Annotated in this window: 25 protein-coding genes; 15 read left to right on the top strand and 10 right to left on the bottom strand. The window is 65.2% G+C overall.

Features of this window, described 5'->3' with window-relative positions; genetic code table 11:
- Nucleotides 1-22: 22 nt before the first annotated feature.
- Both PIJ50_RS03780 and PIJ50_RS03775 read right to left on the bottom strand, forming a co-directional pair.
- Entirely contained in the window at nucleotides 23-610 is a 588-nt protein-coding gene (locus PIJ50_RS03780) for a Smr/MutS family protein (protein WP_271972811.1), read from the bottom strand.
- Between the two features lie 61 nt (nucleotides 611-671).
- Nucleotides 672-1,334 carry a Tim44/TimA family putative adaptor protein gene (locus PIJ50_RS03775; RefSeq protein WP_271972810.1) on the bottom strand — a complete coding sequence of 221 codons (663 nt, stop codon included), beginning with the start codon at nucleotides 1,332-1,334 and terminating at the stop codon, nucleotides 672-674.
- A 102-nt stretch (nucleotides 1,335-1,436) separates the two neighbouring features.
- Between PIJ50_RS03775 and PIJ50_RS03770 the strand changes: the two genes are divergently transcribed.
- Nucleotides 1,437-1,892 (top strand): FxsA family protein, encoded by a 456-nt coding sequence (locus PIJ50_RS03770; protein ID WP_271972808.1) that lies wholly within the window; start codon nucleotides 1,437-1,439, stop codon nucleotides 1,890-1,892.
- Between the two features lie 40 nt (nucleotides 1,893-1,932).
- Nucleotides 1,933-2,451: a protein-export chaperone SecB gene (gene secB / locus PIJ50_RS03765; protein WP_271972807.1), complete on the top strand. Its 519-nt coding sequence runs from the start codon at nucleotides 1,933-1,935 to the stop codon at nucleotides 2,449-2,451.
- Here the strand turns inward: secB and dnaQ are convergent.
- The 4 genes from dnaQ to PIJ50_RS03745 are packed head-to-tail and all read right to left on the bottom strand — an operon-like array spanning nucleotide 2,448 to nucleotide 5,106.
- Nucleotides 2,448-3,134 carry a DNA polymerase III subunit epsilon gene (gene dnaQ, locus PIJ50_RS03760; protein WP_271972805.1) on the bottom strand — a complete coding sequence of 229 codons (687 nt, stop codon included), beginning with the start codon at nucleotides 3,132-3,134 and terminating at the stop codon, nucleotides 2,448-2,450. The two genes, secB and dnaQ, sit on opposite strands and share 4 nt — an antisense overlap.
- Entirely contained in the window at nucleotides 3,127-3,693 is a 567-nt protein-coding gene (gene coaE / locus PIJ50_RS03755) for a dephospho-CoA kinase (protein ID WP_271972804.1), read from the bottom strand. Before coaE ends, dnaQ begins: the two co-directional genes overlap by 8 nt.
- A complete protein-coding gene (locus PIJ50_RS03750; protein WP_271972802.1) occupies nucleotides 3,690-4,520 on the bottom strand; it encodes a shikimate dehydrogenase in 831 nt (276 codons plus the stop codon). The genes coaE and PIJ50_RS03750 overlap by 4 nt, the downstream gene beginning before the upstream one ends.
- On the bottom strand, nucleotides 4,513-5,106 hold the full coding sequence (locus tag PIJ50_RS03745; protein WP_271972800.1) for a Maf family protein: 594 nt from the start codon (nucleotides 5,104-5,106) through the stop codon (nucleotides 4,513-4,515). Before PIJ50_RS03745 ends, PIJ50_RS03750 begins: the two co-directional genes overlap by 8 nt.
- A gap of 416 nt (nucleotides 5,107-5,522) precedes the next feature.
- Between PIJ50_RS03745 and hemJ the strand changes: the two genes are divergently transcribed.
- The 7 genes from hemJ (at nucleotide 5,523) to PIJ50_RS03710 (ending at nucleotide 12,789) form a co-directional block, all read left to right on the top strand.
- On the top strand, nucleotides 5,523-5,960 hold the full coding sequence (hemJ, locus tag PIJ50_RS03740) for a protoporphyrinogen oxidase HemJ (protein WP_271972798.1): 438 nt from the start codon (nucleotides 5,523-5,525) through the stop codon (nucleotides 5,958-5,960).
- Nucleotides 5,961-6,098: 138 nt separating this feature from the next.
- The gene (rho, locus tag PIJ50_RS03735; RefSeq protein WP_271972949.1) at nucleotides 6,099-7,367 is read left to right on the top strand and encodes a transcription termination factor Rho; all 1,269 of its coding nucleotides are present in this window, start codon (nucleotides 6,099-6,101) and stop codon (nucleotides 7,365-7,367) included.
- Between the two features lie 18 nt (nucleotides 7,368-7,385).
- Nucleotides 7,386-8,657, top strand: coding sequence for a tRNA uridine-5-carboxymethylaminomethyl(34) synthesis GTPase MnmE (mnmE, locus tag PIJ50_RS03730; RefSeq protein ID WP_271972796.1), 1,272 nt, complete (start codon nucleotides 7,386-7,388; stop codon nucleotides 8,655-8,657).
- 9 nt (nucleotides 8,658-8,666) lie between these two features.
- Nucleotides 8,667-10,529: a tRNA uridine-5-carboxymethylaminomethyl(34) synthesis enzyme MnmG gene (gene mnmG / locus PIJ50_RS03725; RefSeq protein ID WP_271972795.1), complete on the top strand. Its 1,863-nt coding sequence runs from the start codon at nucleotides 8,667-8,669 to the stop codon at nucleotides 10,527-10,529.
- Complete coding sequence (gene rsmG, locus PIJ50_RS03720; RefSeq protein WP_271972793.1) at nucleotides 10,519-11,115, top strand: 16S rRNA (guanine(527)-N(7))-methyltransferase RsmG; 597 nt, start codon at nucleotides 10,519-10,521, stop codon at nucleotides 11,113-11,115. Before mnmG ends, rsmG begins: the two co-directional genes overlap by 11 nt.
- On the top strand, nucleotides 11,108-11,902 hold the full coding sequence (locus PIJ50_RS03715) for a ParA family protein (RefSeq protein ID WP_271972947.1): 795 nt from the start codon (nucleotides 11,108-11,110) through the stop codon (nucleotides 11,900-11,902). Before rsmG ends, PIJ50_RS03715 begins: the two co-directional genes overlap by 8 nt.
- Entirely contained in the window at nucleotides 11,902-12,789 is an 888-nt protein-coding gene (locus PIJ50_RS03710) for a ParB/RepB/Spo0J family partition protein (protein WP_271972945.1), read from the top strand. Before PIJ50_RS03715 ends, PIJ50_RS03710 begins: the two co-directional genes overlap by 1 nt.
- Nucleotides 12,790-12,820: 31 nt before the next feature.
- Here PIJ50_RS03710 and PIJ50_RS03705 read toward each other — a convergent pair whose 3' ends face one another.
- Both PIJ50_RS03705 and hrcA read right to left on the bottom strand, forming a co-directional pair.
- Nucleotides 12,821-13,312 (bottom strand): nucleotide exchange factor GrpE, encoded by a 492-nt coding sequence (locus PIJ50_RS03705; protein ID WP_271972944.1) that lies wholly within the window; start codon nucleotides 13,310-13,312, stop codon nucleotides 12,821-12,823.
- Nucleotides 13,313-13,361: 49 nt separating this feature from the next.
- Nucleotides 13,362-14,420 carry a heat-inducible transcriptional repressor HrcA gene (gene hrcA, locus PIJ50_RS03700; protein WP_271972791.1) on the bottom strand — a complete coding sequence of 353 codons (1,059 nt, stop codon included), beginning with the start codon at nucleotides 14,418-14,420 and terminating at the stop codon, nucleotides 13,362-13,364.
- A gap of 97 nt (nucleotides 14,421-14,517) precedes the next feature.
- Between hrcA and rph the strand changes: the two genes are divergently transcribed.
- Genes rph through hemW form a run of 4 tightly spaced genes read left to right on the top strand, consistent with a single transcriptional unit; the run spans nucleotide 14,518 to nucleotide 17,361 of the window.
- Nucleotides 14,518-15,231 (top strand): ribonuclease PH, encoded by a 714-nt coding sequence (gene rph, locus PIJ50_RS03695; protein ID WP_271972788.1) that lies wholly within the window; start codon nucleotides 14,518-14,520, stop codon nucleotides 15,229-15,231.
- Nucleotides 15,228-15,836 (top strand): RdgB/HAM1 family non-canonical purine NTP pyrophosphatase, encoded by a 609-nt coding sequence (rdgB, locus tag PIJ50_RS03690; protein ID WP_271972786.1) that lies wholly within the window; start codon nucleotides 15,228-15,230, stop codon nucleotides 15,834-15,836. The genes rph and rdgB overlap by 4 nt, the downstream gene beginning before the upstream one ends.
- Nucleotides 15,833-16,204 carry a RidA family protein gene (locus tag PIJ50_RS03685; RefSeq protein WP_271972785.1) on the top strand — a complete coding sequence of 124 codons (372 nt, stop codon included), beginning with the start codon at nucleotides 15,833-15,835 and terminating at the stop codon, nucleotides 16,202-16,204. Before rdgB ends, PIJ50_RS03685 begins: the two co-directional genes overlap by 4 nt.
- A 5-nt stretch (nucleotides 16,205-16,209) precedes the next feature.
- Entirely contained in the window at nucleotides 16,210-17,361 is a 1,152-nt protein-coding gene (gene hemW, locus PIJ50_RS03680; protein ID WP_271972783.1) for a radical SAM family heme chaperone HemW, read from the top strand.
- Here the strand turns inward: hemW and mutS are convergent, their stop codons facing one another.
- On the bottom strand, nucleotides 17,362-19,959 hold the full coding sequence (mutS, locus tag PIJ50_RS03675) for a DNA mismatch repair protein MutS (RefSeq protein ID WP_271972781.1): 2,598 nt from the start codon (nucleotides 19,957-19,959) through the stop codon (nucleotides 17,362-17,364). It lies immediately after the preceding gene.
- A gap of 93 nt (nucleotides 19,960-20,052) precedes the next feature.
- On the opposite strand from mutS, the gene PIJ50_RS03670 reads away from it, so the two are divergent.
- Together PIJ50_RS03670 and PIJ50_RS03665 are read left to right on the top strand one after the other, a co-directional pair.
- Nucleotides 20,053-22,308, top strand: a complete 2,256-nt coding sequence (locus PIJ50_RS03670) for an NADP-dependent malic enzyme (RefSeq protein ID WP_271972779.1) — start codon at nucleotides 20,053-20,055, stop codon at nucleotides 22,306-22,308.
- A 49-nt stretch (nucleotides 22,309-22,357) separates the two neighbouring features.
- Nucleotides 22,358-23,197: a ribokinase gene (locus PIJ50_RS03665; protein WP_271972778.1), complete on the top strand. Its 840-nt coding sequence runs from the start codon at nucleotides 22,358-22,360 to the stop codon at nucleotides 23,195-23,197.
- Nucleotides 23,198-23,440: 243 nt separating this feature from the next.
- Here PIJ50_RS03665 and PIJ50_RS03660 read toward each other — a convergent pair whose 3' ends face one another.
- Nucleotides 23,441-24,664: an argininosuccinate synthase gene (locus tag PIJ50_RS03660; protein WP_271972776.1), complete on the bottom strand. Its 1,224-nt coding sequence runs from the start codon at nucleotides 24,662-24,664 to the stop codon at nucleotides 23,441-23,443.
- Nucleotides 24,665-24,708 lie beyond the last annotated feature (44 nt).

Here is a 24,708-nt window from a genome sequence, read left to right as displayed (position 1 = left end):
GGGCGTGCCGGCCGGACAAGCCTTATCGGCGGCGGAGGTAGACGTAATAGGCGCCCATGCCGCCATGTTTGAGATGCGCCTCGGCCACCTGCTGCACGACGGGGCCTAAGGGTGGCAGGCGCAGCCATTGGGGCACCTGATGGCGCAGCACGCCCATGCGGGTGGGGATGGGGCCGCCTTCGTCGCGCACCTTGCCCTTGCCGGTGATGACCAGAACCAGCCGCATCCCCTGCCGGTGCGCGTCCAGCACGAAATGCATCAACTCGGGATGCGCTTCGGCCAGCGTCATGCCGTGCAGGTCGATCCGCGCCTCGGGCGCCAGCCGGCCGCGCGACATGCGGGCGAACTGCTTGGCGTCCATCTTCAACGGATGGGCGGCGATCTGGTCCCGCAGGGTGGGCGCGATGTCATGCGGCCGGGTGGAGGTTCGGGCGCCCATGCTGAACGGGCCGACGGGCCGTGGATCGGCCTTGGGGGGTGAGGACAATACGGGCTCGGGCGGCGGCACCGGGGCGGGCGTCCTTCGTTCCGGGTGCATCGCCTGGGCCGTGCGGGCGACCGCCTGCCACAGCTCCTGCTCCTCGGGGCGGAGGGTGCGACGCCGGGCCATCAGGCCGCCCGCCATGCAAAAGCCGCCGGAAGACCGGCGGCTGAAGGGGACAACGCCCGGTTCACTCGCCCGTCGCGACGAGACGCCAGTTCGGATCCTGTGCGCCCATCGCCCGCTGGAAGGTCCACAGGTCCCGCTGGCGCTTCGTCTCGGTTTCGCTGCCCTCGACGACCTCGCCGGCGGCGTTCTTCACGACCGTCGTCATCTCGGCCATGAAGCGGACGGTGATTTCGGCGATGCGGCTCGTGTCCGAGAAGGTCGCCTCGTTCACGGCCAGTTCGCGGATGCCGATGATGTTGGAATGCACGGTCAGCCCCTGGGCGCGGCGCGCCTCCACCGCTTGGGCGAAGGCGTCGTGCACCTCGGGGGCGATGAAGCCCTTCACGCTGTCCAGATCGCCGCGGTCGAAGGCCAGAAGGATCATCTCGTAGGCACCGCGGGCGCCCGTCAGGAATTCGGCGACCGAGAAGGACGGCTCCACCCGCTTCATCGCGGCAAAGGCGCGCGCGCTGTCCGAGGTTTCGGGAACATGGTCCGTGATGTCCCGGTCCGGCCCGCCTTCGGCCACGTCCGTCCGGGGCAGCCCCGCCGGGGCGACCGTGCCCGGCTGCACGGGCGGCTTTTCATATCCCGTGCGCGTGCCCAGGACCGATCGCAGTTTCAGGATCAGGAACACGGCAATCGCTGCAAGGACAAGAAGCTGGATCACGGTCGACGAACTCATGCATTACCTCGGTCAGGGGTTTGGGATTTGCCCCGAAGCCCTTATGTAGGGACCGCGCGCGGCCAAGTCCACAGCCCCGCCGTATTCAGAAGGAGCCTTTGCATGTGGCCTTTTGCCCTGCTCATCGCCTTGCCGCTGATCGAGATCAGCCTGTTCGTGACCATCGGGTCGGCCATCGGGCTGGGCGCGACGCTTCTGATCATCCTAGCCACGGCCGCGGGGGGCATGGCGCTGATCCGCGCGCAGGGCGGCACGTCCCGCATGCGCGAGTTTCAGGCCAAGGGCGATCCGCTGTCGCCGCTGGCCCACAAGGCGATGCTGGTGGCCGCCGGCATCCTGCTGATCCTGCCCGGTTTCCTGACCGACACGCTGGGCCTTCTTCTGATGCTGCCCCCCGTGCGCAAGCTGGTGATGCGGCGCATCGCGGCCAAGGTGCGGATCAAGCGTCCGGGTTCCGCCACCCCGCGCCCGGCCGACACGACCATCGACGGCGAGTTCATCGATCTTGAAACGGAAAAGGTGACCCACCGCCCGCCTTCGGCGTGGACCCGGCACTGATTGTGTTGCTAGAACACCTCCGGACATCAAGGAGTTTTCCATGACCGAGTTGAACGGCACCGCCCCGTCTGCCACCCCTTCGGCCCCGCCGCAGGTGCGCATGCAGGCCTTGGCCCAGTATGTGCGCGACCTGTCCTTCGAGAACATGGTCGCCCAGAAGGGCATCTCGGGCGGGGACGTGCAACCGGACATCCAGGTGCAGGTCAGCCTGGACGGCCGCAAGCGCGCGGCCCCGAACCAGTACGAGGTCACGACGAAGTTCAAGGTGACGTCGAAGAACAAGAACGGCGGCGAAACGCTGTTCCTTCTGGAACTGGACTATGGTGGGCTGTTCCAGATCGAGGGCGTGCCCGAGGACCAGATCCATCCGTTCCTGCTGATCGAATGCCCGCGCCTGCTATTCCCGTTCATCCGCCGCATCATCTCGGACGTGACGCGCGACGGGGGCTTCCCTTCGTTGAACGTGGACAACGTGGACTTCCTGGCGCTGTACCGGGCCGAACTGCAGCGGCGCGCCGCTGCCCAGCAGAACGCGCCGTCCACCGACACGGTGGTCTAACCGCGCTTTCGCCAGATCGCGCCGTCGCCCAGCTTTGCCACAAAGGCGGCATGGGCGGCGGCTTCCCCTTCGGTCAGCCGGGGGGCCAGCGGGACGGGGCGCGGACGGGGGCGCCAGTCGGTGGCGATGCCGTCCTTGCGCGCCGGGCCCGTGGTCAGCACCAGATCGGGCTGACGGCCGCCGATCAGCTCCAGATACACATCCGCCAGAATCTCGCTGTCCAGCAGCGCCCCGTGTTTCGTGCGGGAGGAGTTGTCGATCCCGAACCGCCGGCACAGCGCATCAAGCGAGGCGGGCGAACCGGGGAAGCGGCGGCGGGCAATGGCCAGCGAGTCCAACGCCTGCGTCATGGGCAGTTCCGGCAGGCCCATGCGTTTGAGTTCGTAGTTCAGGAATTTCATGTCGAAGCTGGCATTGTGGATGACCAGCCGCGCGTCGCCCACGAAATCCAGGAACTCCTGTCCGATGCTGGCAAAGACCGGCTTGTCGCGCAGGAACTCCTCGGAAATGCCGTGCACGTCGAACGCTTCCTTGGGCATGTTGCGTTCGGGGTTGATGTACTGGTGATAGGTGCGGCCCGTGGGCATGTGGTTCAACAGCTCCACGCCCCCGATCTCCACGATCCGGTCGCCGGTGAAGGGGTCGAGGCCGGTGGTCTCGGTGTCCAGAACGATTTCACGCATGGGAACAGAGATAGCGGATCAGGGCCTGGACCTGCAAGCGGGTCGCGTCCATTTCCAGCGTCTCGATCACGTGATCGGCGCGGGCGCGCTTGTCGCGGTCGGGCATCTGGCGGGACAGGATCAGGTCGAAGGTGTCCTCCGTCATGCCGGGACGGGCCAGCACGCGGGTGCGTTGCAGGGCGTGCGGCGCGGTGACCAGAAGGGTGACGTCCATCGCGATGTCGCGTTCGAACAGCAGCGGGATGTCGAAGACGACCAGATCCGCCTGCGGCTGGAACCGTTCTCGATCCTCGGCCACCAAGGGATGCACGATGCCTTCGATGCGGACAAGCTGGGTGGGATCGGCGGCAAGGAGCGCCTTGAGGGCCGGGCGGCTGACGTGATCCGTCACCGCCGCCGGAAAGGCCGCCCGCATTGGCTCCACGGCCTCCCCACCCGGCGCGTACAGGCGGTGCACGGCGGCGTCCGCGTCCCAGACGGGGACCCCTGCCCCCGCGAACATGGCCGCCGTGGTGGACTTCCCCATCCCGATGGAGCCGGTGAGGCCGAGACGGATCATCCCTGCACGAAGTCGCGTGTTGCCTGATCCACCTCGGGGCGCTGGCCGAACCAGCGCTCGAACCCGGGGGCGGCCTGATGAAGCAGCATGCCCAGTCCGTCCACCACCGTGCAGCCCATCGCCCGCGCTTCGGCCAGAAGCGTCGTCTCCAGCGGCGTGTAGACGATGTCCGTGACGGTGGCCTTGGGCGACAGGGCGTCCAGCGGCACGCGGAAGTCGGGCTTGCCCGTCATGCCGAGGGAAGAGGTGTTCACCACCGTCATCGCGTCCTCCAGCATATTGGCGGCTTGGATCCAATCCTGCACAAGGACGCGGGGGCCGAAATCGGCGCGCAGCGCCTCGGCCCGCGCACGGGTGCGATTGGCCAGGCGGATCTCGGGCACGCCCGCTTCGATCAGGGCGGCGATCACGGCGCGTGCGGCGCCGCCGGCCCCGATCAGGGCGGCGGGGCCGGCCTTCGGGTCCCAGTCGGGCGCCCCTTGGCGCAGGTTGGCGAGAAAGCCGGTGCCGTCGGTGTTGTCGGCATAGATCCGGCCATCGGGCAGGAAGGTGATGGTGTTCGCGGCCCCGATCAAAGCGGCCCGGTCGGTCACCACATCGGCCAGACCGATCATCGCCTCCTTGTGCGGAAGGGTGACGTTCACGCCGACGAAGCCGGCCTTGGGCAGCGCCCGGATCACGCGTTCCAGATCCGGCCCCCCCACATCCATCGGGATGTAGTGACCGGGCAGCCCGTAGCGGTGCAGCCAGTAGCCGTGCAGGCGGGGGGAACGGCTGTGGGCGATCGGATGGCCCAGAACGCCGGCCAGCGGAATGCGGTCAGCCATCGATGAATCCCCGGTTTCCCAGCCAGGCCAGAAGCGGCAGCAGGGGAAGGCCCATCACGGTGAACCAGTCGCCCTTGACTTCGGTGAACAGGCGCACGCCTTCCTCCTCCAGTTTGTAGGCGCCCGCGGAATGGCGGACGCTGTCCCAGTTGCGCTGAAGATAACCGTCCAACCAAGCGTCGGAAAAGGGGCGCATGACCATCCGCGCCTCGGCTACGTGACGCCAGACGGGCCGCGCCTCCTCATACACCACCACGGCCGACAGAAGCTGGTGTGTTTGGCCACGCATCGACCGCAGCTGGTCGCGCGCCTGATCCGGCGTGTCGGGCTTGCCGTGAATGCGCCCGTCGAACACCAGCACCTGGTCCCCGCCGATGACGATGGCGTCGGGGTGGCGTTCCGCGATCTTGCGGGCCTTCATCTCGGCCAGGGTGTCGGCCACGTCGCGGGGTTTGGCGCCTTCGGCGTCCAGCGAGGCGCGAACGGCCTCCTCGTCGATGCGGGCGGGAATCGCTTCTGCGACCAGCCCCGCTTTCGCCATCATCTGGCGGCGTGATTCGGAAGATGTGGCAAGAATAAGGCGCATGTTCAGGGGCCGGGGCGAATCTGTGGAGGAATCGGGGTCGAATCACGAGGGTCGGTTCCGGGAAAATTTCCCTTGACGCAGGGATGGGCAGAACGGCTTCCAGTGTCAAGATTCGGCCCGAACTTATCCACCTGTGGAAGATGCAGAACGGCTTGGGAGCGAATCGGGGATATTCGCGATTCCTTCATGAAGACTCACAAACTTATCCACAGTGCTGACAAGTGGTGAAACGCCCTTGTTTACTGGGTCTATTCGGCAAGATTGGTACAATTCGAAACTGAGTCGCCCATGATGTCATCCACAGGCCGCGCCTTGTGCAAAAGCGTTGTGAGGAATATCCATGATTCAGATATCCACACCCCTTACATCATCATCTTTCTTCTTCTTATAACTCTTCTTTTAAAAGAGGAGAGGTCATGTCCGACCTGCTGACCAACGCCTATCCGTGGATCAAGGCGTTTCACGTGATCGCCGTCATCGCCTGGATGGCGGGCCTGTTCTATCTGCCGAGGCTTTACGTCTATCACGCGGAGAACGAGGTGCCGGAGGCACTGTTCCAGACGATGGAGCGCCGGCTGCTGCGGGCCATCATCAACCCGGCGATGATCGCCACCTGGGTCTTCGGGCTGGCGCTGGTGTTCACGCCGGGGGTGGTGGACTGGTCGCAGGTCTGGCCCTGGACCAAGGCCGCGGGCGTTCTGGCGATGAGCGGGTTTCACGGCTGGCTGGCCGCCCGGCGCAAGGATTTCGAACGCGGCACGAACCGCCTGTCGGGCCGGACCTACCGCATCATGAACGAGGTGCCGACGCTGCTGATGGTCCTGATCGTGGTGTCCGTGATCGTGCGGTTCTAGTTGACTTGAAGGGGCCGGACGCATATGTGCGGCATCAGCAGGACCGTCCGGTCCGATGCATTCTCCGTTCCGACGTGACCCGAGCGCGCCTTGCCGCGCCCCAATGACAAGTTTCCCCGCATGACCGACACGACCGAGATCATCGAACGCCTCAACCTTTCCGATCTGAAGGCCAAGACGCCGGCCGACCTTCTGGCCATGGCCGAGGAGTGGGAGATCGAGAACGCGCCGTCCATGCGCAAGGGCGAGATGATGTTCCAGCTTTTGAAGGAGCATGCGGAGGAAGGCTGGGAGATCGGGGGGGACGGGGTCCTGGAAGTGCTGCAGGACGGCTTCGGCTTCCTGCGCTCGCCCTCGGCCAACTACCTGTCGGGGCCGGACGACATCTACGTCTCGCCCGAGATGATCCGCCAGTATTCGCTGCGCACCGGCGACACGGTCGAGGGCGTGATCAAGGCGCCGAGCGAGAACGAGCGCTACTTCTGCCTGACGCGCCTGCAGAAGATCAACTTCGACACGCCGGAGAACGCGCGCCATAAGGTCCACTTCGACAACCTGACGCCGCTGTATCCCGACGAGCGGCTGAAGATGGAGGTCGAGGATCCGACGATCAAGGACCGTTCGGCCCGGATCATCGACCTCGTCTCGCCGATCGGAAAGGGGCAGCGCGCCCTGATCGTGGCGCCGCCGCGGACGGGCAAGACGGTTCTTCTGCAGAACATCGCCCATTCGATCGAGATGAACCACCCGGAATGCTACCTGATCGTGCTGCTGATCGACGAGCGGCCCGAGGAGGTGACGGACATGCAGCGGAGCGTGAAGGGCGAGGTCGTGTCCTCGACCTTCGACGAGCCCGCGACGCGCCACGTGGCCGTGGCCGAGATGGTGATCGAGAAGGCCAAGCGCCTTGTGGAGCACAAGCGCGACGTGGTGATCCTTCTGGACAGCATCACGCGCCTGGGGCGGGCCTTCAACACGGTCGTGCCGTCTTCGGGCAAGGTGCTGACGGGCGGCGTGGACGCCAATGCCCTGCAACGCCCCAAACGCTTTTTCGGCGCCGCCCGGAACATCGAGGAGGGGGGATCGCTGACCATCATCGCGACCGCGCTGATCGATACCGGCAGCCGCATGGACGAGGTGATCTTCGAGGAGTTCAAGGGGACCGGAAACTCCGAGATCGTGCTGGACCGCAAGGTCGCCGACAAGCGCGTCTTCCCTGCGATGGACATCCTCAAGTCCGGGACGCGGAAAGAGGATCTGCTGGTCGACAAGTCGGATCTGCAGAAGACCTATGTCCTGCGCCGCATCCTGAACCCGATGGGAACCACGGACGCGATCGAGTTCCTGATCTCAAAGCTGAAGCAGACGAAATCGAACTCGGAATTCTTCGACTCGATGAATACCTGATATATCAAGGGGTTACGTATGGATACGATCTACGCCCTTGCCAGCGCCCGTGGCAGGGCGGGGGTCTCGGTCCTGCGGATTTCCGGCCCCTTGGCGTTCGAGACGGTTCGTGGTCTGGGGGTGGAGACGCTCCCCGAGCCGCGCCGCGCTGCCTTGCGGCGGCTGAGCGACGAAACCGGCCCCTTGGACGATGCACTTGTGCTTCTGTTCCAGAAGGGCGCCAGCTTCACGGGCGAGGATGTGGCCGAGCTGCATGTGCATGGCAGCCTCGCCACGATCTCTGCCGTTCTGCGCGCCTTGTCGAAGATGCCCGGATGTCGGTTGGCCGAAGCAGGGGAGTTCACCCGCCGCGCCTTGGAAAACGGGTGTCTTGATCTGGCGCAGGTCGAAGGGCTGGCCGACCTGATCGATGCGGAGACCGAGTCCCAACGGCGCCAGGCGCTGCGGGTTCTGTCCGGCGCCATCGGTCGCCGCGCCGACGGTTGGCGGCGCGACCTGATCCGTGCGGCGGCGCTGATCGAAGCAACCATAGATTTCGCTGATGAGGACGTGCCGGTGGATGTTCGGCCGGAGGTGAATGCGCTTCTTGACACCGTTCTCCTCGATCTGCGGCAGGAGGTGGCTGGAAGCCGGGCAGCGGAACGTATCCGCGACGGGTTCGAAGTGGCCATCGTAGGTGCGCCGAACTCCGGAAAGTCCACACTTCTCAATGCTTTGGCGGGACGTGATGCAGCGCTTACCTCGGACGTTGCGGGCACCACGCGTGACATCATCGAGGTGCGGATGGATATGGGGGGCTTGGCGGTCACTGTTCTGGACACCGCCGGCCTCCGCACCACCGATGATCCGGTCGAAACCTTGGGCATCGAGCGCGCTGTCCAGCGGGCCAAACAGGCCGACCTGCGCGTGTTTCTGGATGATGGAAACCCTCTTTCCTTGGGTCCGATCGAGAATGATATTGTTGTCGGCGCCAAAGCCGATCTAACGGGAGTGGGCGTGTCAGGCCTGACAGGCCAAGGTCTGGATCAATTGGTTCAGGACATCACGAAGTATCTGCAAACCCTCAGCGGTCAATCCAGCACGATTACTCGAGAACGTCATCGTCTGGCCATATCGAATGCGATTGCGCATTTAGAATCGGCGCAGGATGAGTTAATATCCAAGGCAAAAGATGAAGTGGCGGCGGAAGCTCTGCGACACGGTATCTTTGAACTCGATCTTCTGGTTGGTCGGGTGGATGTCGAAGATCTTCTTGGCGAGATCTTTTCAAGTTTCTGTATCGGGAAGTAGGTGTTTCACGTGAAACATTATGCGGTGATCGTGATTGGTGGCGGGCATGCGGGTGTTGAAGCGGCTGCGGCCTCCGCACGCCTTGGTTCTAGAACTTTGCTGATCAGTTTGGACACGGACAAGATCGGCGTGATGTCCTGCAACCCGGCTATCGGTGGATTGGGTAAGGGGCATCTGGTTCGAGAGATCGATGCCTTGGATGGCATCATGGGGCGGGCGGGGGACTTGGCTGGCATTCAATATCGCCTGCTGAACCGCCGAAAAGGTGCAGCGGTTCAAGGCCCGCGTATTCAGGCGGACCGGAAGTTGTACCGGTTGGCCGTACAGGATGCACTCAAGGCAACCCAGAACCTGGACCTTCTTGCCGGAGAAGTTGTTGGCCTTCTTGTGAAGGATCAGAAGGTTTACGGCGTTGAGCTTGCCGGAGATGTGCAAATTCATGCCGATGCTGTGGTGCTGACATCGGGCACGTTCCTGAATGGCGTGATCCATATTGGCGACAAGCGCCACGTCGGCGGGCGCATGGGCGACCGGCCGTCGGTACGTCTGGCGCATCAACTGGGTGACTTGGGACTTCAAAGGGGGCGCCTCAAGACGGGGACTCCGCCGCGTCTGGATGGCCGTTCCATCAATTGGGATCGTCTTGAACACCAGGCGGGTGATGAACATCCGGTGATGCTGTCCTTCCTGTCGAGCGTCCCTGCAGTGCGGCAGGTATCCTGCGGCGTGACCCATACCAACGAGAAAACGCACGAGGTTGTTCGCGCGAACCTTTCCCGTTCGGCCATGTATGGCGGACATATTGAGGGGGTAGGACCGCGTTATTGCCCCTCGATCGAGGACAAGATCGTCCGGTTCGCTGAAAAAGACTCCCATCAAATCTTCCTGGAGCCGGAAGGTCTGGACGACACGACCGTTTATCCGAACGGCATTTCCACATCTCTCCCGGCTGAGGTTCAGGAAGACTACGTTCGGACGATCGTCGGGTTGGAGAACGTCAAGATCACCCAGCCCGGATACGCGATCGAGTATGACTTCTTTGATCCTCGCGGTTTGACTGACACGCTGGAACTGCGTGCCATTCAGAACTTCTGGATGGCCGGTCAGATCAACGGCACAACCGGGTATGAAGAAGCCGGAGCACAGGGCGTGATTGCGGGGTTGAACGCGGCCCTGCGGGTGCAGGGAAGGGGCCCGAAGACCTTCAGCCGGACGGACAGCTATCTTGGTGTGATGACGTCGGACCTGATCAGCCGAGGCGTGACCGAGCCTTACCGCATGTTCACCTCCCGAGCGGAATTCCGGCTGTCGCTTCGGGCGGACAATGCGGACCAACGTCTTACGCAATCAGGTATTGATCTGGGCCTGGTTCATGAGGGCAGGGCGCATGCCTACCACCGGAAGATGGAGCTCGTGGAAGCGGGGAGGGCCGACCTTGACGCCCTTCAGCTTACGCCGACGGAACTTCAAGCGCGCGGAGTCAAGATCAGCAAGGACGGCGTACGTCGCAGTGGTCTGGCGGTCTTGGCTATCGATGGAGTGGCAAGAGGCGTCCTTGACGATCTAGCCCCAACCTTCGCGTCGCTGCCTGAGGATATACGCCAACAGATCATCACGGACGCGGTCTACGCGCAGTATACGGATCGTCAAAAGGTGGCCGCCGATGCTCTTCAACGCGATGAGGCTGTGGCGATCCCGAGCGATATCGACTTCCGGTCGATCTCTGGTCTTTCAAACGAGCTTGTAGTAAAGCTCGTGTGCAATAAGCCTGCTACCATCGCAGCGGCAAAGCAGATTGAAGGGATGACGCCGGCCGCGCTTATCCTGATCTTGGCGCGGATTAAGCGGGACGGTGTGAAACGTGCTGGATGATGTTTCACGTGAAACACACCTTCTTCTTGAGGATTACGTTGCCTCGCTGTTGAAGTGGACGCAGAAGATAAACCTGATTGCCAAAGCGTCCGAGAGGGACATCTGGCAGCGGCACGTCGCGGACTCGGTGCAGCTTTACAAGCTTGGCGGCCGAGGCAAAACTTGGGTGGACTTAGGGAGTGGTGGGGGGCTTCCCGGCCTGGTGATCGCTATCATGGCTAAGGAGCACGATCCGGATCGTGTTGTCACCATGGTGGAGTCGGATCAACGCAAATGCGTCTTTTTGCGTGAAATGATAAGCCGTCATAAGCTGAACGCTCAGGTGGTAAATGCGCGGATCGAAGCGGTTCCCCCGCTAGGGGCGGATGTGCTGTCTGCGCGAGCTTTGACGGCACTTCCCGCACTTCTTGGTTTCACTCAACTTCATCGTTCGAAGACAGGCATCGCCCTGTTCCCAAAGGGCGTCCGTCACATGGAAGAGATTGCGGACGCCAGAAAGACATGGCAATTTGACCATGTTGTTCATCCCAGTCGAACCGATTCCGAAGGCGTGATTGTGGAAGTCGGAAAGCTGTTTCATGTCTGAAAACACCCGGATCATCGCCATTGCCAACCAGAAGGGTGGGGTGGGTAAGACGACGACCGCGATCAACGTGGCTGCCGCCTTGGCGGAAAAGGGCAGCAAGACGCTGCTGATCGATCTGGATCCGCAGGGAAACGCGTCCACGGGGCTGGGGATCGAGCCGGAAGCGCGGAGCCTTACCACATACGATCTTCTTGTCGAACAGATGCCTCTGGCAGAGATCGCCCGGCCAACGGCCTTCGACAGGCTGCACATCTGTCCGGCAAATGCGGACTTATCCTCTGCCGACATGGAGTTGCTGTCGAACGAGCGGCGGACCTTCCTGCTGCAGGACGCCTTGAAGGACATCGACAGCGGCTACGATTACATTCTGATCGACTGCCCGCCGTCGCTGAACCTGCTGACCATCAACGCCCTCGTGGCTGCGGACTCGGTGCTTGTTCCTCTGCAGGCGGAGTTCTTCGCCCTTGAAGGGTTGTCACAGCTGATGCTGACGGTGCGCGAGGTTCGCCAGACGGCAAACCCCTCGCTGCGCATCGAAGGGGTGGTGTTGACGATGTACGACAAGCGCAACAACCTGTCGCAACTGGTCGAAAACGATGCGCGGCAAACGCTCGGCGAACTCGTTTTCGCCACGATCATTCCCCGCAATGTGCGGGTCAGCGAGGCGCCTTCCTTCTCCGTTCCCGTCTTGGCCTATGACTCCTCTTCCAAGGGCAGCGAGGCGTATCGGGCGCTGGTGGCGGAAATGACGGCCTCCCACCGCACCCCCATGAGGAGGAGCGCATGATGGATCGCAAGCCCGAACGGCGTGGGTTGGGACGCGGCCTGTCGGCCCTGATGGCGGATATCAATGTTTCCGCGCCCTCGGAAACCGCGCCTCGGCGTGCGGACATGACGCTTCCGATTGAAAAGATCGTCCCGAACCCGAACCAGCCACGGCGCGAGTTTTCGTCGGAAGGGCTGGCGGATCTCGCCTCGTCGATCCGGCAGAAGGGGGTGATCCAGCCCCTGATCGTCCGTCCGCTTGAGGGGACAGACCGGTATGAGATCGTGGCGGGAGAGCGTCGGTGGCGCGCGTCTCAGATGGCACAGCTTCACGACGTGCCGGTTGTGGTCCGGGATTTCGACGATACCGAAGTTCTTGAAGTCGCGATTATCGAAAACATCCAGCGCGCGGACCTGAACCCGATCGAGGAGGCCATGGGCTTCCGCCAGCTCATGGACCGGTTCGGCCACACGCAGGAAAAACTGGCCGAAGCCCTGTCCAAAAGCCGTCCCCATATCGCCAACTTGTTGAGATTGCTTAATCTTCCTGAAGATGTGCAGGCACTGTTGCGGGAAGGGCAGATTTCGGCGGGTCATGCCCGTGCCCTCATCACCAGTGACAACGCCTCGGCACTGGCCCGTCAGGTCGTGGACCGTGGGCTGTCCGTGCGCGAAACGGAACGTCTGGCAAAGGGCAAGGCGGACCGCAGCGAACGCACCCGCATCGCCAAGGCCGGGGCCAAGGATGCCGACACGCGTTCGCTGGAGACGGATCTGAGCATCAATCTGGGGATGGAAGTGCAGATCGATCATCTGGCGGGTGGGGAGGGTGGGGTCCTGTCGATCCGCTACTCTACGCTGGACGATCTGGACAATCTGTGTCGCGCCTTGTCGGCCATTCGAAAATAAAACGCCGCGCCCAAGGGCGCGGCGTCTCCGTTCAGGAGGCGGGGGTGGAGGACACGCCCACCTGCGCCGGCCGCAACAGCCGATCATGGATCATGAAGCCCTCGGTCATCACCTGGATGATCTGGCCCGCCACGGTTCCGGGAACGGGCGCTTCGAACATCGCCTCGTGGCTCTGCGGATCGAAGACATCCCCGACCTTGGGCGAGATGGCCTTCACGCCGTGCTTGTCCATGACGTTGAGCAGCTCGCGCATCGTCAGTTCCACCCCGTCGAACAGGGCGGCCGCCTGGGCCCGCTGCTCGTCCGAGGCGGCTTCGAGCGCGCGGCGCAGGTTGTCATGCACCGGCAACAGATCGCGCGCCAGGCGCGTCCCGCCATAGTTCTCAGCCTCGCGACGATCGCGGTCCGCACGCTTGCGCGCGTTTTCCGCATCCGCCAGCGCGCGCATGAAGCGGTCGCGGTATTCGTCGCGCTCCGCCCGCAGGCTGTCCAGTTCGCTGGAACCCGCCAGATCCATGTCCATGGGATCCACGTTGTCGATCAGGTCGTCTTTGTGTTCGTCCGTCATCTCTTCATCCTTTTCCCCGTTGCGTGACGAGGCGCCCGACCAGTTGGGCCGTGTAATCGACAATCGGCACGATGCGCCCGTAGTTGAGACGCGTCGGCCCGATGACCCCCACCGCACCAATGATCTTACGATCGGCGTTCATATAGGGAGACACCACCAGAGAGGAACCCGAAAGTGAGAAAAGCTTGTTTTCGGACCCGATAAAAATGCGCACGCCGTCGCCGGACTCCGCCAGATGGAGGTATTCCGCGATGTCGCGCTTCATCTCCAGATCCTCGAACAGGCTGCGGATGCGTTCCAGATCCTGCGCGTCGTTCTCCAGCAGGTTCGCCTGGCCCCGGACGATCAGGCGCTCCGACGGCTCGCCCGCGTTTTCCCACAGGGCCAGACCGGCATCGACAAGGGCCTGCGCCAGCGTGTCGATCTCACGCCGCCGCTGTCGCATGTCCTGCACCACGCTGTGGCGAAGTTCGGACAAGGTCCGCCCGCTGGCAAAGGCGTTCAGGAAGTTCGCCGCCTCCCGCATGGAGGAGGCGGTCTGGCCGGGCGGGGGGGTGAACACGCGGTTCTCCACCTGCCCGTCGGCCAGCACCAGCACCACAAGGGCACGGTCGGCCCCCAGGCTCACGAATTCGATATGGCGGATGGGCGCCTCGTGCTTGGGCGCCAGCACTAGACTGGCCCCCCGCGTCACGCCCGACAGCGTCTTGCCCACGCGGTCCAGAAGGGTGGTGACGTCCGTCTCCTCGCCACTGGCGTCGATGCGTTCGCGGTCCGCGGCCGACACGGTGCCCACCTCCAGCAGCCCGTCCACGAACATCCGCAACCCAAGATGCGTCGGCACCCGCCCGGCCGAGATGTGGGGGCTGTCCAGCAGGCCCAGATGCTCCAGATCCTGCATGACGTTGCGCACGGTGGCCGCGCTGATCTTTTCGTTCATCACGCGGGTCAGGGTGCGCGAGCCCACGGGCTCTCCGCTGTCCAGATAGCCTTCCACCACCCGCCGAAACACCTCGCGCGAGCGGTCGTTCATGTCGGCAAGGAGTTTGGATGTATCGACCATGCCCGTGATGTAGGAGTTCGCAGCCCGAAACGTCAATCCGGCTTGCAAAAAAGGCGGCCGGGGCGGTATCTGGCCGCAGCAAGAAAAGGAGCTTTCCATGCGTCCCTCCGGCCGTTCCCTGAACCAAATGCGCGACGTGGTCATCGAGACCGGCGTGACGAAACATGCCGAAGGCTCCTGCCTGATCAAGATGGGCGACACCCACGTGCTCTGCACCGCCTCGATCGAGGAGAAGCCCCCGTCCTTCCTGCGCAACACCGGTCTGGGCTGGGTCACGGCCGAATACGGCATGCTGCCCCGCGCCACGAACACCCGCATGCGGCGCGAGGCGGCGGCCGGCAAGCAGTCCGGCCGCACGCAGGAAATCCAGCGCCTTATCGGCCGCGCCCTGCGGGCCGGCGTGGACCGCAGCGCCCTAGGCGAACGCCAGATCACCATCGACTGCGACGTGATCCAGGCGGATGGCGGCACCCGCTGCGCGTCGATCACCGGGGGCTGGGTGGCCCTGCGTCTGGCCGTGAACAAGCTGCTGAAAACGGGCGTGATCGTGTCCGATCCGATCATCGACCATGTGGCCGCGGTGTCCTGCGGCATCTATGCCGGCCAGCCCGTGCTGGATCTGGACTACGCCGAGGATTCGAGCGCGGGCACCGACGCCAACTTCATCCTGACCGGTGCGAAGCGCCTGATCGAGGTGCAGATGTCGGCCGAAGGCGCCACCTTCTCGCGCGCCGAGATGATCGAGCTCTTGGATCTGGCCGAGATCGGCGTCGACGGTCTGGTCGCCGCCCAGAAGGCCGCCATCGCATGAGGAAGTTCGACGGCAAGCGCCTTCTGTTCGCCACGGGCAACAAGGGCAAGCTGGAAGAGATGCGGGCCCTTCTGGCCCCCTACGGCATCGCCGTGGACAGCAACGCCGACCATGACCTGCCCGACCCGGCGGAAACCGAGACCACCTTTGTCGGCAACGCCCGGATCAAGGCGCACGCGGCCGCCAGGGCCACCGGCCTGCCGGCCCTGTCCGATGACAGCGGCATCACCATTGACGCGCTGGATGGCGCGCCCGGGGTCTATACCGCCGACTGGGCCGAAACACCAAACGGCCGCGACTTCGTCATGGCGATGACCAAAACGTGGGAGAAGCTGGAGGCGATCGACGCCCGGTATCCCCGCACCGCCCAGTTCAATGCCACGCTGGTGCTGGCCTGGCCCGACGGCCATGACGAGGTGTTCGTCGGCCGTCTTGACGGTCAGGTCGTGTGGCCCATGCGCGGAGCGCAAGGTCACGGCTACGACCCCATCTTCCAACCGGACGGCTTCGACACCACCTTGGGTGAGATGTCGGCCGCGCAGAAGAACGACATTTCCCACCGCGCGGACGCGTTCCGCAAGCTTGTCAAAGGATGTTTCTCGTGAAGCTGATTTCCTCCGGCTCGCCGTTTGAATCGAAGATGGGCTATTCCCGCGCGGTCGTGAAAGGGGACTGGTGCTTCGTGTCCGGCACCACCGGATACGGCACGGACGGCACGATGCCCGCGGGCGTCGCCGATCAGGCGCGCAATTGCTTTGCCACGATCGCCAAGGCGCTGGCCGAAGGCGGCTTCGCCATGACCGACGTCGTGCGCGTGCAGTACACCGTCACCGACGCCGCACTCGTCGACGACCTGATCCCTGCTTTGGGCGAGGTCTTCGCCGACATCCGCCCGGCGGCCACCATGGTCGTCGCCGGCCTGATCCGCCCCGAGATGCTGGTGGAAATCGAAGTGACGGCGCTGAAGGGCTGAGGAACATGGAAGACTGGCGGAACGGCGGGTTCGGGCTGTACCTGCACTGGCCGTTCTGCCAGTCGAAATGCCCGTATTGCGACTTCAACAGCCACGTGGCCACCCGCATCGACCAGCCCCGCTGGCAGGCGGCCTATCTGGCCGAGATCGACCGCTTGGGCCGCGAAACGCCCGGCCGCGTGCTGAACACGGTCTTTTTCGGCGGAGGTACCCCGTCGCTGATGGACCCGGACGTCGTCCACGCGATCCTCGACCGCGTCCGCTCCACATGGACCGTCGCCAACGACCTTGAGGTGACGCTGGAGGCCAATCCCGGTTCGGTGGAGGCCGGACGTTTCCGCGCCTATGCCGAAGGCGGGGTCAACCGCATCTCCATGGGGGTGCAGGCGCTGAACGACGCCGACCTGCGGCGTCTGGGTCGCCTGCATTCCGTGGCCGAGGCGCGGGCCGCCTTTGACATCGCCCGCGCCACCTTCGACCGCGTCAGCTTCGACCTCATTTACGCCCGTCAGGACCAGACCCTGCCGCAGTGGGAGGCGGAGCTGCGCGAGGCGCTGTCCATGGCCGTGGACCACCTGTCGATGTACCAGCTCACGATCGAGGACGGGACCGCCTTTGGCGACCGTTTCGCGCGGGGCGGGCTGAAGGGTCTGCCCTCGGACGATCTGGGGGCCGACATGTACGCCCTGACGCAGGAGGTGTGCGAAGCCCATGGCATGCCCGCCTACGAAATCTCGAACCACGCCCGCGACGGGGCCGAAAGCCGCCACAACCGCATCTACTGGCAGGGCGGCGATTATGCGGGCATCGGCCCCGGCGCGCATGGCCGCCTGACGCTGGACGGCACCCGCTGGGCCACCGTCGCGCAGCGTATGCCGGGCGCCTGGCTCGCCGCCGCCGAGGCGGGGCGGGGGGAGGAACCGCGCGAGGCGGTGCCCCCGTCCGAGATGGCGGACGAATACCTGATCATGGGGCTGCGCCTGCGCGAAGGCCTGGACCTGACCCGTCTGCGCGCGCTGGCCCCCAAGGCGATCAGCGAGCGGGGGCTGACCGACATGCTGGACCTTGGCATGGTGGCCTTGGATGGCGAGCGCCTGCGCGCGACCCCGCAGGGGCGGGTCGTGCTGAACGCCGTCATCACCGCGCTGGCCGCCTGATCACAGCATCCCGCGCAGGTCATAGAGCAGGCGCAGCGCCTCCATCGGCGTCATCTCGTCCGGATGCACCTCGCGCAGGCGCGCCTCCACGGCCGACGGTTTCGGGGCCGCGGGCGCGGGGGGCGGCGGCACGCGGAACAAGGGCAGGTCGTCGATCAGAGCCGTCTTGCGGGTGCCGTCGCGGTCGCCCGATTCCAGCGCCTCCAGCACCGCCTTCGCCCGTTCGATCACCGGGGCGGGCAGACCGGCCAGCCGCGCCACCTGCACGCCATAGGACCGGTCGGCGGCGCCCTTCGTCACCTCGTGCAGGAAGATCACATCGCCGTTCCATTCGCGCACGGTGACCGTGGCGTTGTCCACGCCCGCAAGCTTCGCCGACAGGGCCGTCATCTCGTGGTAATGGGTGGCGAACAGGGCGCGGCAGCGGTTCTGGTCGTGCAGATGCTCCAGCGTGGCCCAGGCGATTGACAGCCCGTCATAGGTCGCCGTGCCGCGCCCGATCTCGTCTAGGATCACCAGAGCGCGGTCGTCGGCCTGGTTCAGGATGGCGGCGGTTTCCACCATTTCCACCATGAAGGTGGACCGGCCCCGCGCCAGATCGTCGGCTGCCCCCACGCGGCTAAACAGCTGGCTGACCATTCCGATATGCGCCGACCGGGCCGGCACGAAACTGCCCGCCTGTGCCATGAGCGCGATCAGCGCGTTCTGGCGCAGGAAGGTCGATTTCCCCGCCATGTTCGGCCCCGTCAGCAGCCAGATCGCAGGGGCCGCGTCCGGCGTCAGCACGCAGTCATTGGCCACGAACGCCTCGCCCTTGCGGCGCAGGGCACGTTCGACCACCGGGTGGCGGCCTTGTTCCACATGGAACGCGCGGCTGTCGTCGATCTTCGGTTCCACCCAATCCTCGGACGCGGCCAGATCGGCCAGCGCCGCCGCGACGTCCAGCACCGCCAGCGCCCGCGCTGCGGTGCCGACGGCCGCCGCATGGCGCAGGATTTCCTCGCGCAGCGCGCCGAAGTGCCGCCGCTCCAGATCCAGCGCGTGGCCGGAGGCGTTGAGGATGCGCGTCTCCAGCTCCGACAGCTCTGGCGTGGTGAACCGGATCTGGTTCGCCGTCGTCTGCCGGTGGATGAAGCCCGCCCCGCGCAGCGTCGCCTCGTGGGTGGAGGTCACCTCGATGAAATAGCCCAGCACGTTGTTGTGCTTGATCTTCAGGCTTTGCACCCCGGTGCGGTCGATGAATTCGGCCTGCATGCGGGCGATGACGCCGCGCCCTTCGTCGCGCAGGCGGCGGGTGTCGTCCAGTCCGGGATCATACCCTTCGGCAATGAATCCGCCGTCGCGGGCCAGCAGCGGCGGTTCGGCCACCAGCGCCCGGTCCAGCCGCGCCACAAGGTCGTCATGCCCTGCCAGCGCCGCCAGCGCCTCGGTCAGATGGGGCGGGGCGTCGGGCAGGGCGATGCGGCGCGCCTGTTCCAGACCGGTGCGGATGGCCGTCATGTCGCGCGGCCCCGCGCGGTCCAGCGCCAGCCGCTGCAGGGCGCGGTCCATGTCGGGCACCCGGCGCAGGCTGTCGCGCAGCCCGTCCCGCAGCCGCGCGTCCAGCAGGAAGCGCACCCCGTCCAGCCGCGCCCGGATGGTGCCCAGATCGCAGGAAGGGGCGGCCAGACGCCGTTCCAGCAGCCGCGCCCCTGACGCCGTCACCGTCCGGTCGATTGCCGCCAGAAGCGAGCCTTCGCGCCCGCCCGACAGCGCCTGCGAAATCTCGAGGTTGCGGCGGGTGGAGGCGTCGATCTGCATCGCAGCACCGGGCACCTCGCGCACCGGCGGGCGCAGAAGGGGCAGCTTGCCGCGCTGGGTCAGTTCCAGATATTCCACCACCGCGCCCAGAGCCGCCACCTCGCAGCGCCCGAAGGTCCCGAACGCTTCCAGCGATCCCACCTGCCACAGATCCCGCAGCCGCCTTTCCGCGGACGCGCTGTCGAAGCTGGATTTCGCCAGCGGCGTCACGGCGGTGCCCACCTCGGCCAGAAGGGGCGCCAGTTCGGCCTCCTGCGTGTCGCTCACCAGCACCTCGCGCGGGGACAGGCGGGCCAGTTCCGGCAGAAGGCGCGGCAGGGGGCAGGGCATGACCCGCAACTCCCCGGTTGAGATGTCGGTCCAGGCCAGCGCGCCTTCGTCCCGGATGCGGGCATAGGCCACAAGGAAGTTGTGCCGCCGCGCTTCCAGCAAGGCGTCCTCGGTCAGGGTGCCGGGCGTCACCAGCCGCACCACCTCGCGCCGGACGACGGACTTGTAGCCGCGCTTCTTCGCCTCGGCCGGGTCCTCCATCTGCTCGGCGATGGCCACGCGGAACCCCTTGCGGATCAGGCCCAGCAAATAGCCCTCGGCCGAATGGGCCGGAACACCGCACATGGCGATGTCCTCCCCCAGATGCTTGCCGCGCTTGGTCAGGGCGATGTCCAGCGCCTCGGCCGCCAGAACGGCGTCGTCGAAGAACATCTCGTAGAAGTCGCCCATGCGATAGAACAGAAGCGCCGCCGGATGCTGCGCCTTGATCTCCAGATATTGCGCCATCATCGGGGTGGGTTCGGTCATCGCGGTCTCCTTCGCCGCCCGTCTTACGACGCCGGAACGGTTGCCGCAACGCAAGCGGGCCGCTATGGATCACGGCTGAAAGGGGATCCCGCCATGTCCAAGACCAAGATCACACCCGAAGAAGCGCTTGCCTACCATCTGGAGCCGACGCCCGGAAAGTACGAGATCACGGCCTCGACCCCGATGGCGACGCAGCGGGACCTGTCGCTGGCCTATTCCCCCGGCGTGGCGGTGCCCGTGCAGGCGATCGCGGACAATCCCGAAACGGCCTACGACTACACGGTCAAGGGCAACATGGTGGCCGTCATCTCCAACGGGACGGCGATCCTTGGCATGGGCAACCTCGGCGCGCTGGCGTCAAAGCCGGTGATGGAAGGCAAGGCGGTCCTGTTCAAGCGCTTCGCCGACGTGAACGCCATCGACATCGAGCTGGACACCGAGGACCCGGAGGAGATCATCAAGGCCGTGTCCCTGATGGGCCCCACCTTCGGCGGCATCAACCTTGAGGACATCAAGGCTCCCGAATGCTTCATCATCGAACAGCGCCTGAAGGAGATCATGGACATCCCCGTGTTCCATGACGACCAGCACGGCACGGCGGTGATCTGCGCCGCCGGCCTGATCAACGCGCTGTCGATCTCGGGCAAGAAGATCGAGGATGTGCGCATCGTGCTGAACGGCGCGGGCGCGGCGGGCATCGCCTGCCTGGAACTCCTGAAGTCGATGGGCGCGCGGCACGACAACTGCATCATGTGTGACACCAAGGGCGTGATCTATGCCGGCCGCACCGAGGGCATGAACCAGTGGAAGTCGGCCCATGCCGCCAACACCTCCCTGCGCACGCTGGCCGAGGCTATGGACGGCGCGGACGTGTTCCTCGGCGTGTCCGCCAAGGGGGCGGTCACGCAGGACATGGTGCGGTCCATGGCCCCGAACCCCGTGATCTTCGCGATGGCGAACCCGGACCCCGAGATCACGCCCGAAGAGGCGCATGCGGTGCGCGAGGATGCGATCGTCGCCACGGGCCGGTCGGATTACCCCAACCAGGTGAACAACGTCCTCGGCTTCCCGTACCTCTTCCGCGGAGCGCTGGACATCCACGCCCGCGCCATTAACGACGAGATGAAGATCGCCTGCGCCGAGGCACTGGCCAAACTGGCCCGCGAGGATGTGCCGGACGAGGTCGCCGCCGCCTATGGGCGCGAGCTGTCCTTCGGCCGCGACTACATCATCCCCACGCCGTTCGACCCGCGCCTGATCCACGTGGTGCCGCCGATGGTGGCGAAGGCCGGCATGGACACCGGCGTCGCCCGCCGCCCGATCGCCGATCTGGCCGCCTACGAACTGGCGCTGAAATCGCGGATGGACCCGACGGCGTCCATCCTGCAGGGCGTTCACGCCCGGGCCAAGGCCGCGCAGGCGCGCATGATCTTTGCCGAAGGGGATGATCCGCGCGTGCTGCGCGCCGCCGTCGCCTATCAGCGCGCCGGTCTGGGCAAGGCGCTGGTCGTGGGGCGTGAGGCCGACGTGGCCGAGAAACTCGGAACCGCCGGCCTTGCCGACGCGGTGAGCGAGCTGGAGGTGGTGAACGCTGCCAATTCCCCGCATCTGGAGGCCTACAAGGACTTCCTTTACGCCCGCCTGCAGCGCCAGGGCTTCGACAGCCACGACATCCGCCGCCTTGTCGGACGGGACCGTCACGTCTTTTCGGCCCTGATGCTGGCGCATGGGCATGGCGACGGTCTGGTGACGGGCGTCACCCGCAAGTCGGCCCATGTGCTGTCGGCCATCAACCACGTGTTCGACGCTAAACCCGGCGACGGGGCCGTGGGCGTCACCGCGCTGCTGCACAAGGGCAAGATCCTGCTGATCGCCGACACGCTGGTCCACGAATGGCCCGAGCCCGAGGATCTGGCCACCATCGCCGAACGCGCCGCCGGTGTGGCCCGCGATCTGGGGCTGGTGCCGCGCGTGGCGTTCGTGTCCTTCTCCACCTTCGGATCCCCCGCCTCGGAACGTGCGGCAAAGCTGGCGCAGGCGCCGAAGGTGCTGGACGCGCGCGGCGTGGATTTCGAGTATGATGGTGAGATGACCGTGGACGTGGCCCTGAACCCTGCTCAGCAGAAGGCCTACCCCTTCTGCCGCCTGACGGGGCCGGCAAACATCCTCGTGGTGCCGGCGCGGCATTCGGCCTCCATCTCGGTCAAGCTGATGCAGGAGATGGCGGGCGCGACGGTGATCGGCCCGATCCTGACGGGTGTGGAAAAGCCGATCCAGCTCTGCTCCACCACTTCTTCCGTCAACGACATCCTGAACATGGCCGTCATGGCGGCCTGCAAGATCGGGTAAGGGGCAGGCGGGGGCCATCCGGCCCCCGTTGCAGAAAAGGGGCAGGGCGGTGGCCATCTGGACGTTCGGGTCGATCAACCTCGACCATGTGTATCGCGTGCCGCATTTCGTGGCGGCCGGGGAAACGTTGGCCGCTGCGTCCTATCAGGTGGGCTTGGGCGGCAAGGGCGCGAACCAGTCCGTGGCGGCGGCCCGCGCCGGTGCCCATGTGCGGCATGTGGGCGCGGTCGGGCGGGACGGGCAGGGCGCGCTGGACAGCCTGCGCGGCTTTGGCGTGGACGTGTCCCATGTGACGGTGGGTGACATTCCCACCGGCCATGCCATCATCAACGTCGATCCGAAGGGCGAAAACAGCATCGTCGTCTTCGACGGCGCGAACCGGGCGCTGGATACGGCGCATCTGGCCGCGCTGGGCGGTGCGAGACCGGGCGACACGCTGCTGCTGCAGAACGAAACCTCCCTTCAGGTGGAAGCGGCGCGCGCCTTCACGGGATCCCGGATCATCTACTCCGCGGCCCCGTTCGAGGCCGAGGCGGTGCGCCGCATCCTGCCCCACATCTCGCTCCTCGTGATGAACGCGGGGGAGGCGGAGGCCCTGCGCGCCGCCATGGGATCGCTGCCGCAGGTGGAGATGGTGATTACCCGTGGGGCGGACGGGGCCGACTGGATCGGCGCAAAGCCGTTGCACGTTCCGGCCTTCCCCGTGACGCCCGTGGACACGACAGGCGCCGGCGATTGTTTCACGGGAACGCTTGCCGCGGCCTTGGATCGGGGGCTGCCTCCGTTCCAAGCCATGCGGCGGGCAGCGGCGGCCGCCGCCTTGCAGGTCACCCGACCGGGCGCGGCGGGGGCCATGCCAACCGCCGCCGAAGTGGACGCCCTGCTGTGAAAAAGGCGCCCTGCGGGGCGCCTTTCGCGTTTCAACGAACCACTTCCGAAGAAGGTCGATGGCGTCCCCGACCAGAATACCCTATCCGCCGCGCCGATGCTGTTGAATCGCTTGGCGCGCAGGTAGACCGATCAAGGTGCACCCCGTTTGCGCGCCCGCACTTTTACACAGCGGACCCAATCTTTGTCGGCCTTGAGGACCCGCTGTTCGTCCGGACCCGCCTTCCTTGCCGGTCCGCCGACGTCACTTCACACGGGCGTTGCGGGTCGCCAGCAGTTTCAGGCGCAGCGCGTTCAGGCGGATGAAGCCGGCCGCGTCCTTCTGATCGTAAGCGCCAGCATCGTCCTCGAACGTCACATGCGCCTCGGAATACAGCGAATGGTCCGACCAGCGGCCCACGCAGGTGGCAAGACCCTTGTAAAGCTTCAGGCGCACTGTTCCCGTCACATGCTCCTGCGACTTGTCGATCAGGGCCTGCAGCATCTCACGCTCGGGCGAGAACCAGAAGCCGTTGTAGATCAGCTCGGCATAGCGGGGCATCAGGCTGTCCTTCAGGTGGCCCGCACCCGAATCCAGCGTGATCTGCTCGATCCCGCGATGGGCTTCCAGAAGGACGGTGCCGCCGGGGGTCTCGTAGATGCCGCGGGACTTCATGCCGACGAAGCGGTTTTCCACGAAGTCCAGACGCCCGATCCCGTGACGGCCGCCAAGTTCGTTCAGCTTGGTCAGGATCGTGGCGGGCGACATCGCCTCGCCGTTGATCGCGACCGCGTCGCCCTTCTCGAACGACACCTCGATGAATTCGGGCGTGTCCGGCGCGTCCTCGGGGTTCACGGTGCGCTGATAGACATAGTCGGGCGCGGCCTCGGCGGGGTTTTCCAGCGCCTTGCCTTCGGAGGAGGTGTGGAGCAGGTTCGCGTCCACGGAGAACGGCGCCTCGCCGCGCTTGTCCTTGGCGATCGGGATCTGGTTCGCTTCGGCGAATTCCAAGAGCTTGGTGCGGCTGGTCAGGTCCCATTCGCGCCAGGGGGCGATGACCTTGATCTCGGGGTTCAGGGCATAGGCCGACAGCTCGAACCGCACCTGATCGTTGCCCTTGCCGGTCGCGCCATGCGCCACGGCGTCGGCACCCACCTCGCGCGCGATCTCCACCAGCCGCTTCGAAATCAGGGGACGGGCGATGGAGGTGCCCAGCAGATACAGCCCCTCATACAGCGCGTTGGCGCGGAACATCGGGAACACGAAGTCGCGCACGAACTCCTCGCGCACATCCTCGATGTAGATGTTGTCCGGCTTGATCCCCAGCAGTTCGGCCTTGGCGCGCGCAGGCTCCAGCTCCTCGCCCTGGCCCAGATCGGCGGTGAAGGTCACCACCTCGCAACCATATTCGGTTTGCAGCCATTTCAGGATGATGGAGGTGTCCAGACCGCCGGAATAGGCGAGGACGACTTTCTTCGGCGCGGACATGGGCGGCTCCCTGCGTGTCAATTTTCCCGCGATTAGCGATTTTG

Origin of the sequence: Falsirhodobacter sp. 20TX0035 (assembly GCF_028307215.1) — a bacterium.
Classification (GTDB): Bacteria; Pseudomonadota; Alphaproteobacteria; order Rhodobacterales; family Rhodobacteraceae; genus Falsirhodobacter.
Note: the sequence above shows the minus strand (reverse complement) of the source record. Positions and strands in the feature narration are given on the sequence as shown.

Coding starts and splice junctions, on each gene's coding strand:
- PIJ50_RS03770 (WP_271972808.1), top strand. CDS start 1,437: ATGTGGCCTTTTGCCCTGCTCATCGCCTTGCCGCTGATCGAGATCAGC.
- mutS (WP_271972781.1), bottom strand. CDS start 19,959: ATGACCGAACCCACCCCGATGATGGCGCAATATCTGGAGATCAAGGCG.
- PIJ50_RS03715 (WP_271972947.1), top strand. CDS start 11,108: ATGTCTGAAAACACCCGGATCATCGCCATTGCCAACCAGAAGGGTGGG.
- PIJ50_RS03775 (WP_271972810.1), bottom strand. CDS start 1,334: ATGAGTTCGTCGACCGTGATCCAGCTTCTTGTCCTTGCAGCGATTGCC.
- secB (WP_271972807.1), top strand. CDS start 1,933: ATGACCGAGTTGAACGGCACCGCCCCGTCTGCCACCCCTTCGGCCCCG.
- PIJ50_RS03710 (WP_271972945.1), top strand. CDS start 11,902: ATGGATCGCAAGCCCGAACGGCGTGGGTTGGGACGCGGCCTGTCGGCC.
- rdgB (WP_271972786.1), top strand. CDS start 15,228: ATGAGGAAGTTCGACGGCAAGCGCCTTCTGTTCGCCACGGGCAACAAG.
- PIJ50_RS03670 (WP_271972779.1), top strand. CDS start 20,053: ATGTCCAAGACCAAGATCACACCCGAAGAAGCGCTTGCCTACCATCTG.
- mnmE (WP_271972796.1), top strand. CDS start 7,386: ATGGATACGATCTACGCCCTTGCCAGCGCCCGTGGCAGGGCGGGGGTC.
- dnaQ (WP_271972805.1), bottom strand. CDS start 3,134: ATGCGTGAAATCGTTCTGGACACCGAGACCACCGGCCTCGACCCCTTC.
- hrcA (WP_271972791.1), bottom strand. CDS start 14,420: ATGGTCGATACATCCAAACTCCTTGCCGACATGAACGACCGCTCGCGC.
- PIJ50_RS03750 (WP_271972802.1), bottom strand. CDS start 4,520: ATGGCTGACCGCATTCCGCTGGCCGGCGTTCTGGGCCATCCGATCGCC.
- rph (WP_271972788.1), top strand. CDS start 14,518: ATGCGTCCCTCCGGCCGTTCCCTGAACCAAATGCGCGACGTGGTCATC.
- PIJ50_RS03745 (WP_271972800.1), bottom strand. CDS start 5,106: ATGCGCCTTATTCTTGCCACATCTTCCGAATCACGCCGCCAGATGATG.
- hemJ (WP_271972798.1), top strand. CDS start 5,523: ATGTCCGACCTGCTGACCAACGCCTATCCGTGGATCAAGGCGTTTCAC.
- hemW (WP_271972783.1), top strand. CDS start 16,210: ATGGAAGACTGGCGGAACGGCGGGTTCGGGCTGTACCTGCACTGGCCG.
- coaE (WP_271972804.1), bottom strand. CDS start 3,693: ATGATCCGTCTCGGCCTCACCGGCTCCATCGGGATGGGGAAGTCCACC.
- PIJ50_RS03705 (WP_271972944.1), bottom strand. CDS start 13,312: ATGGACATGGATCTGGCGGGTTCCAGCGAACTGGACAGCCTGCGGGCG.
- PIJ50_RS03780 (WP_271972811.1), bottom strand. CDS start 610: ATGGCCCGGCGTCGCACCCTCCGCCCCGAGGAGCAGGAGCTGTGGCAG.
- PIJ50_RS03660 (WP_271972776.1), bottom strand. CDS start 24,664: ATGTCCGCGCCGAAGAAAGTCGTCCTCGCCTATTCCGGCGGTCTGGAC.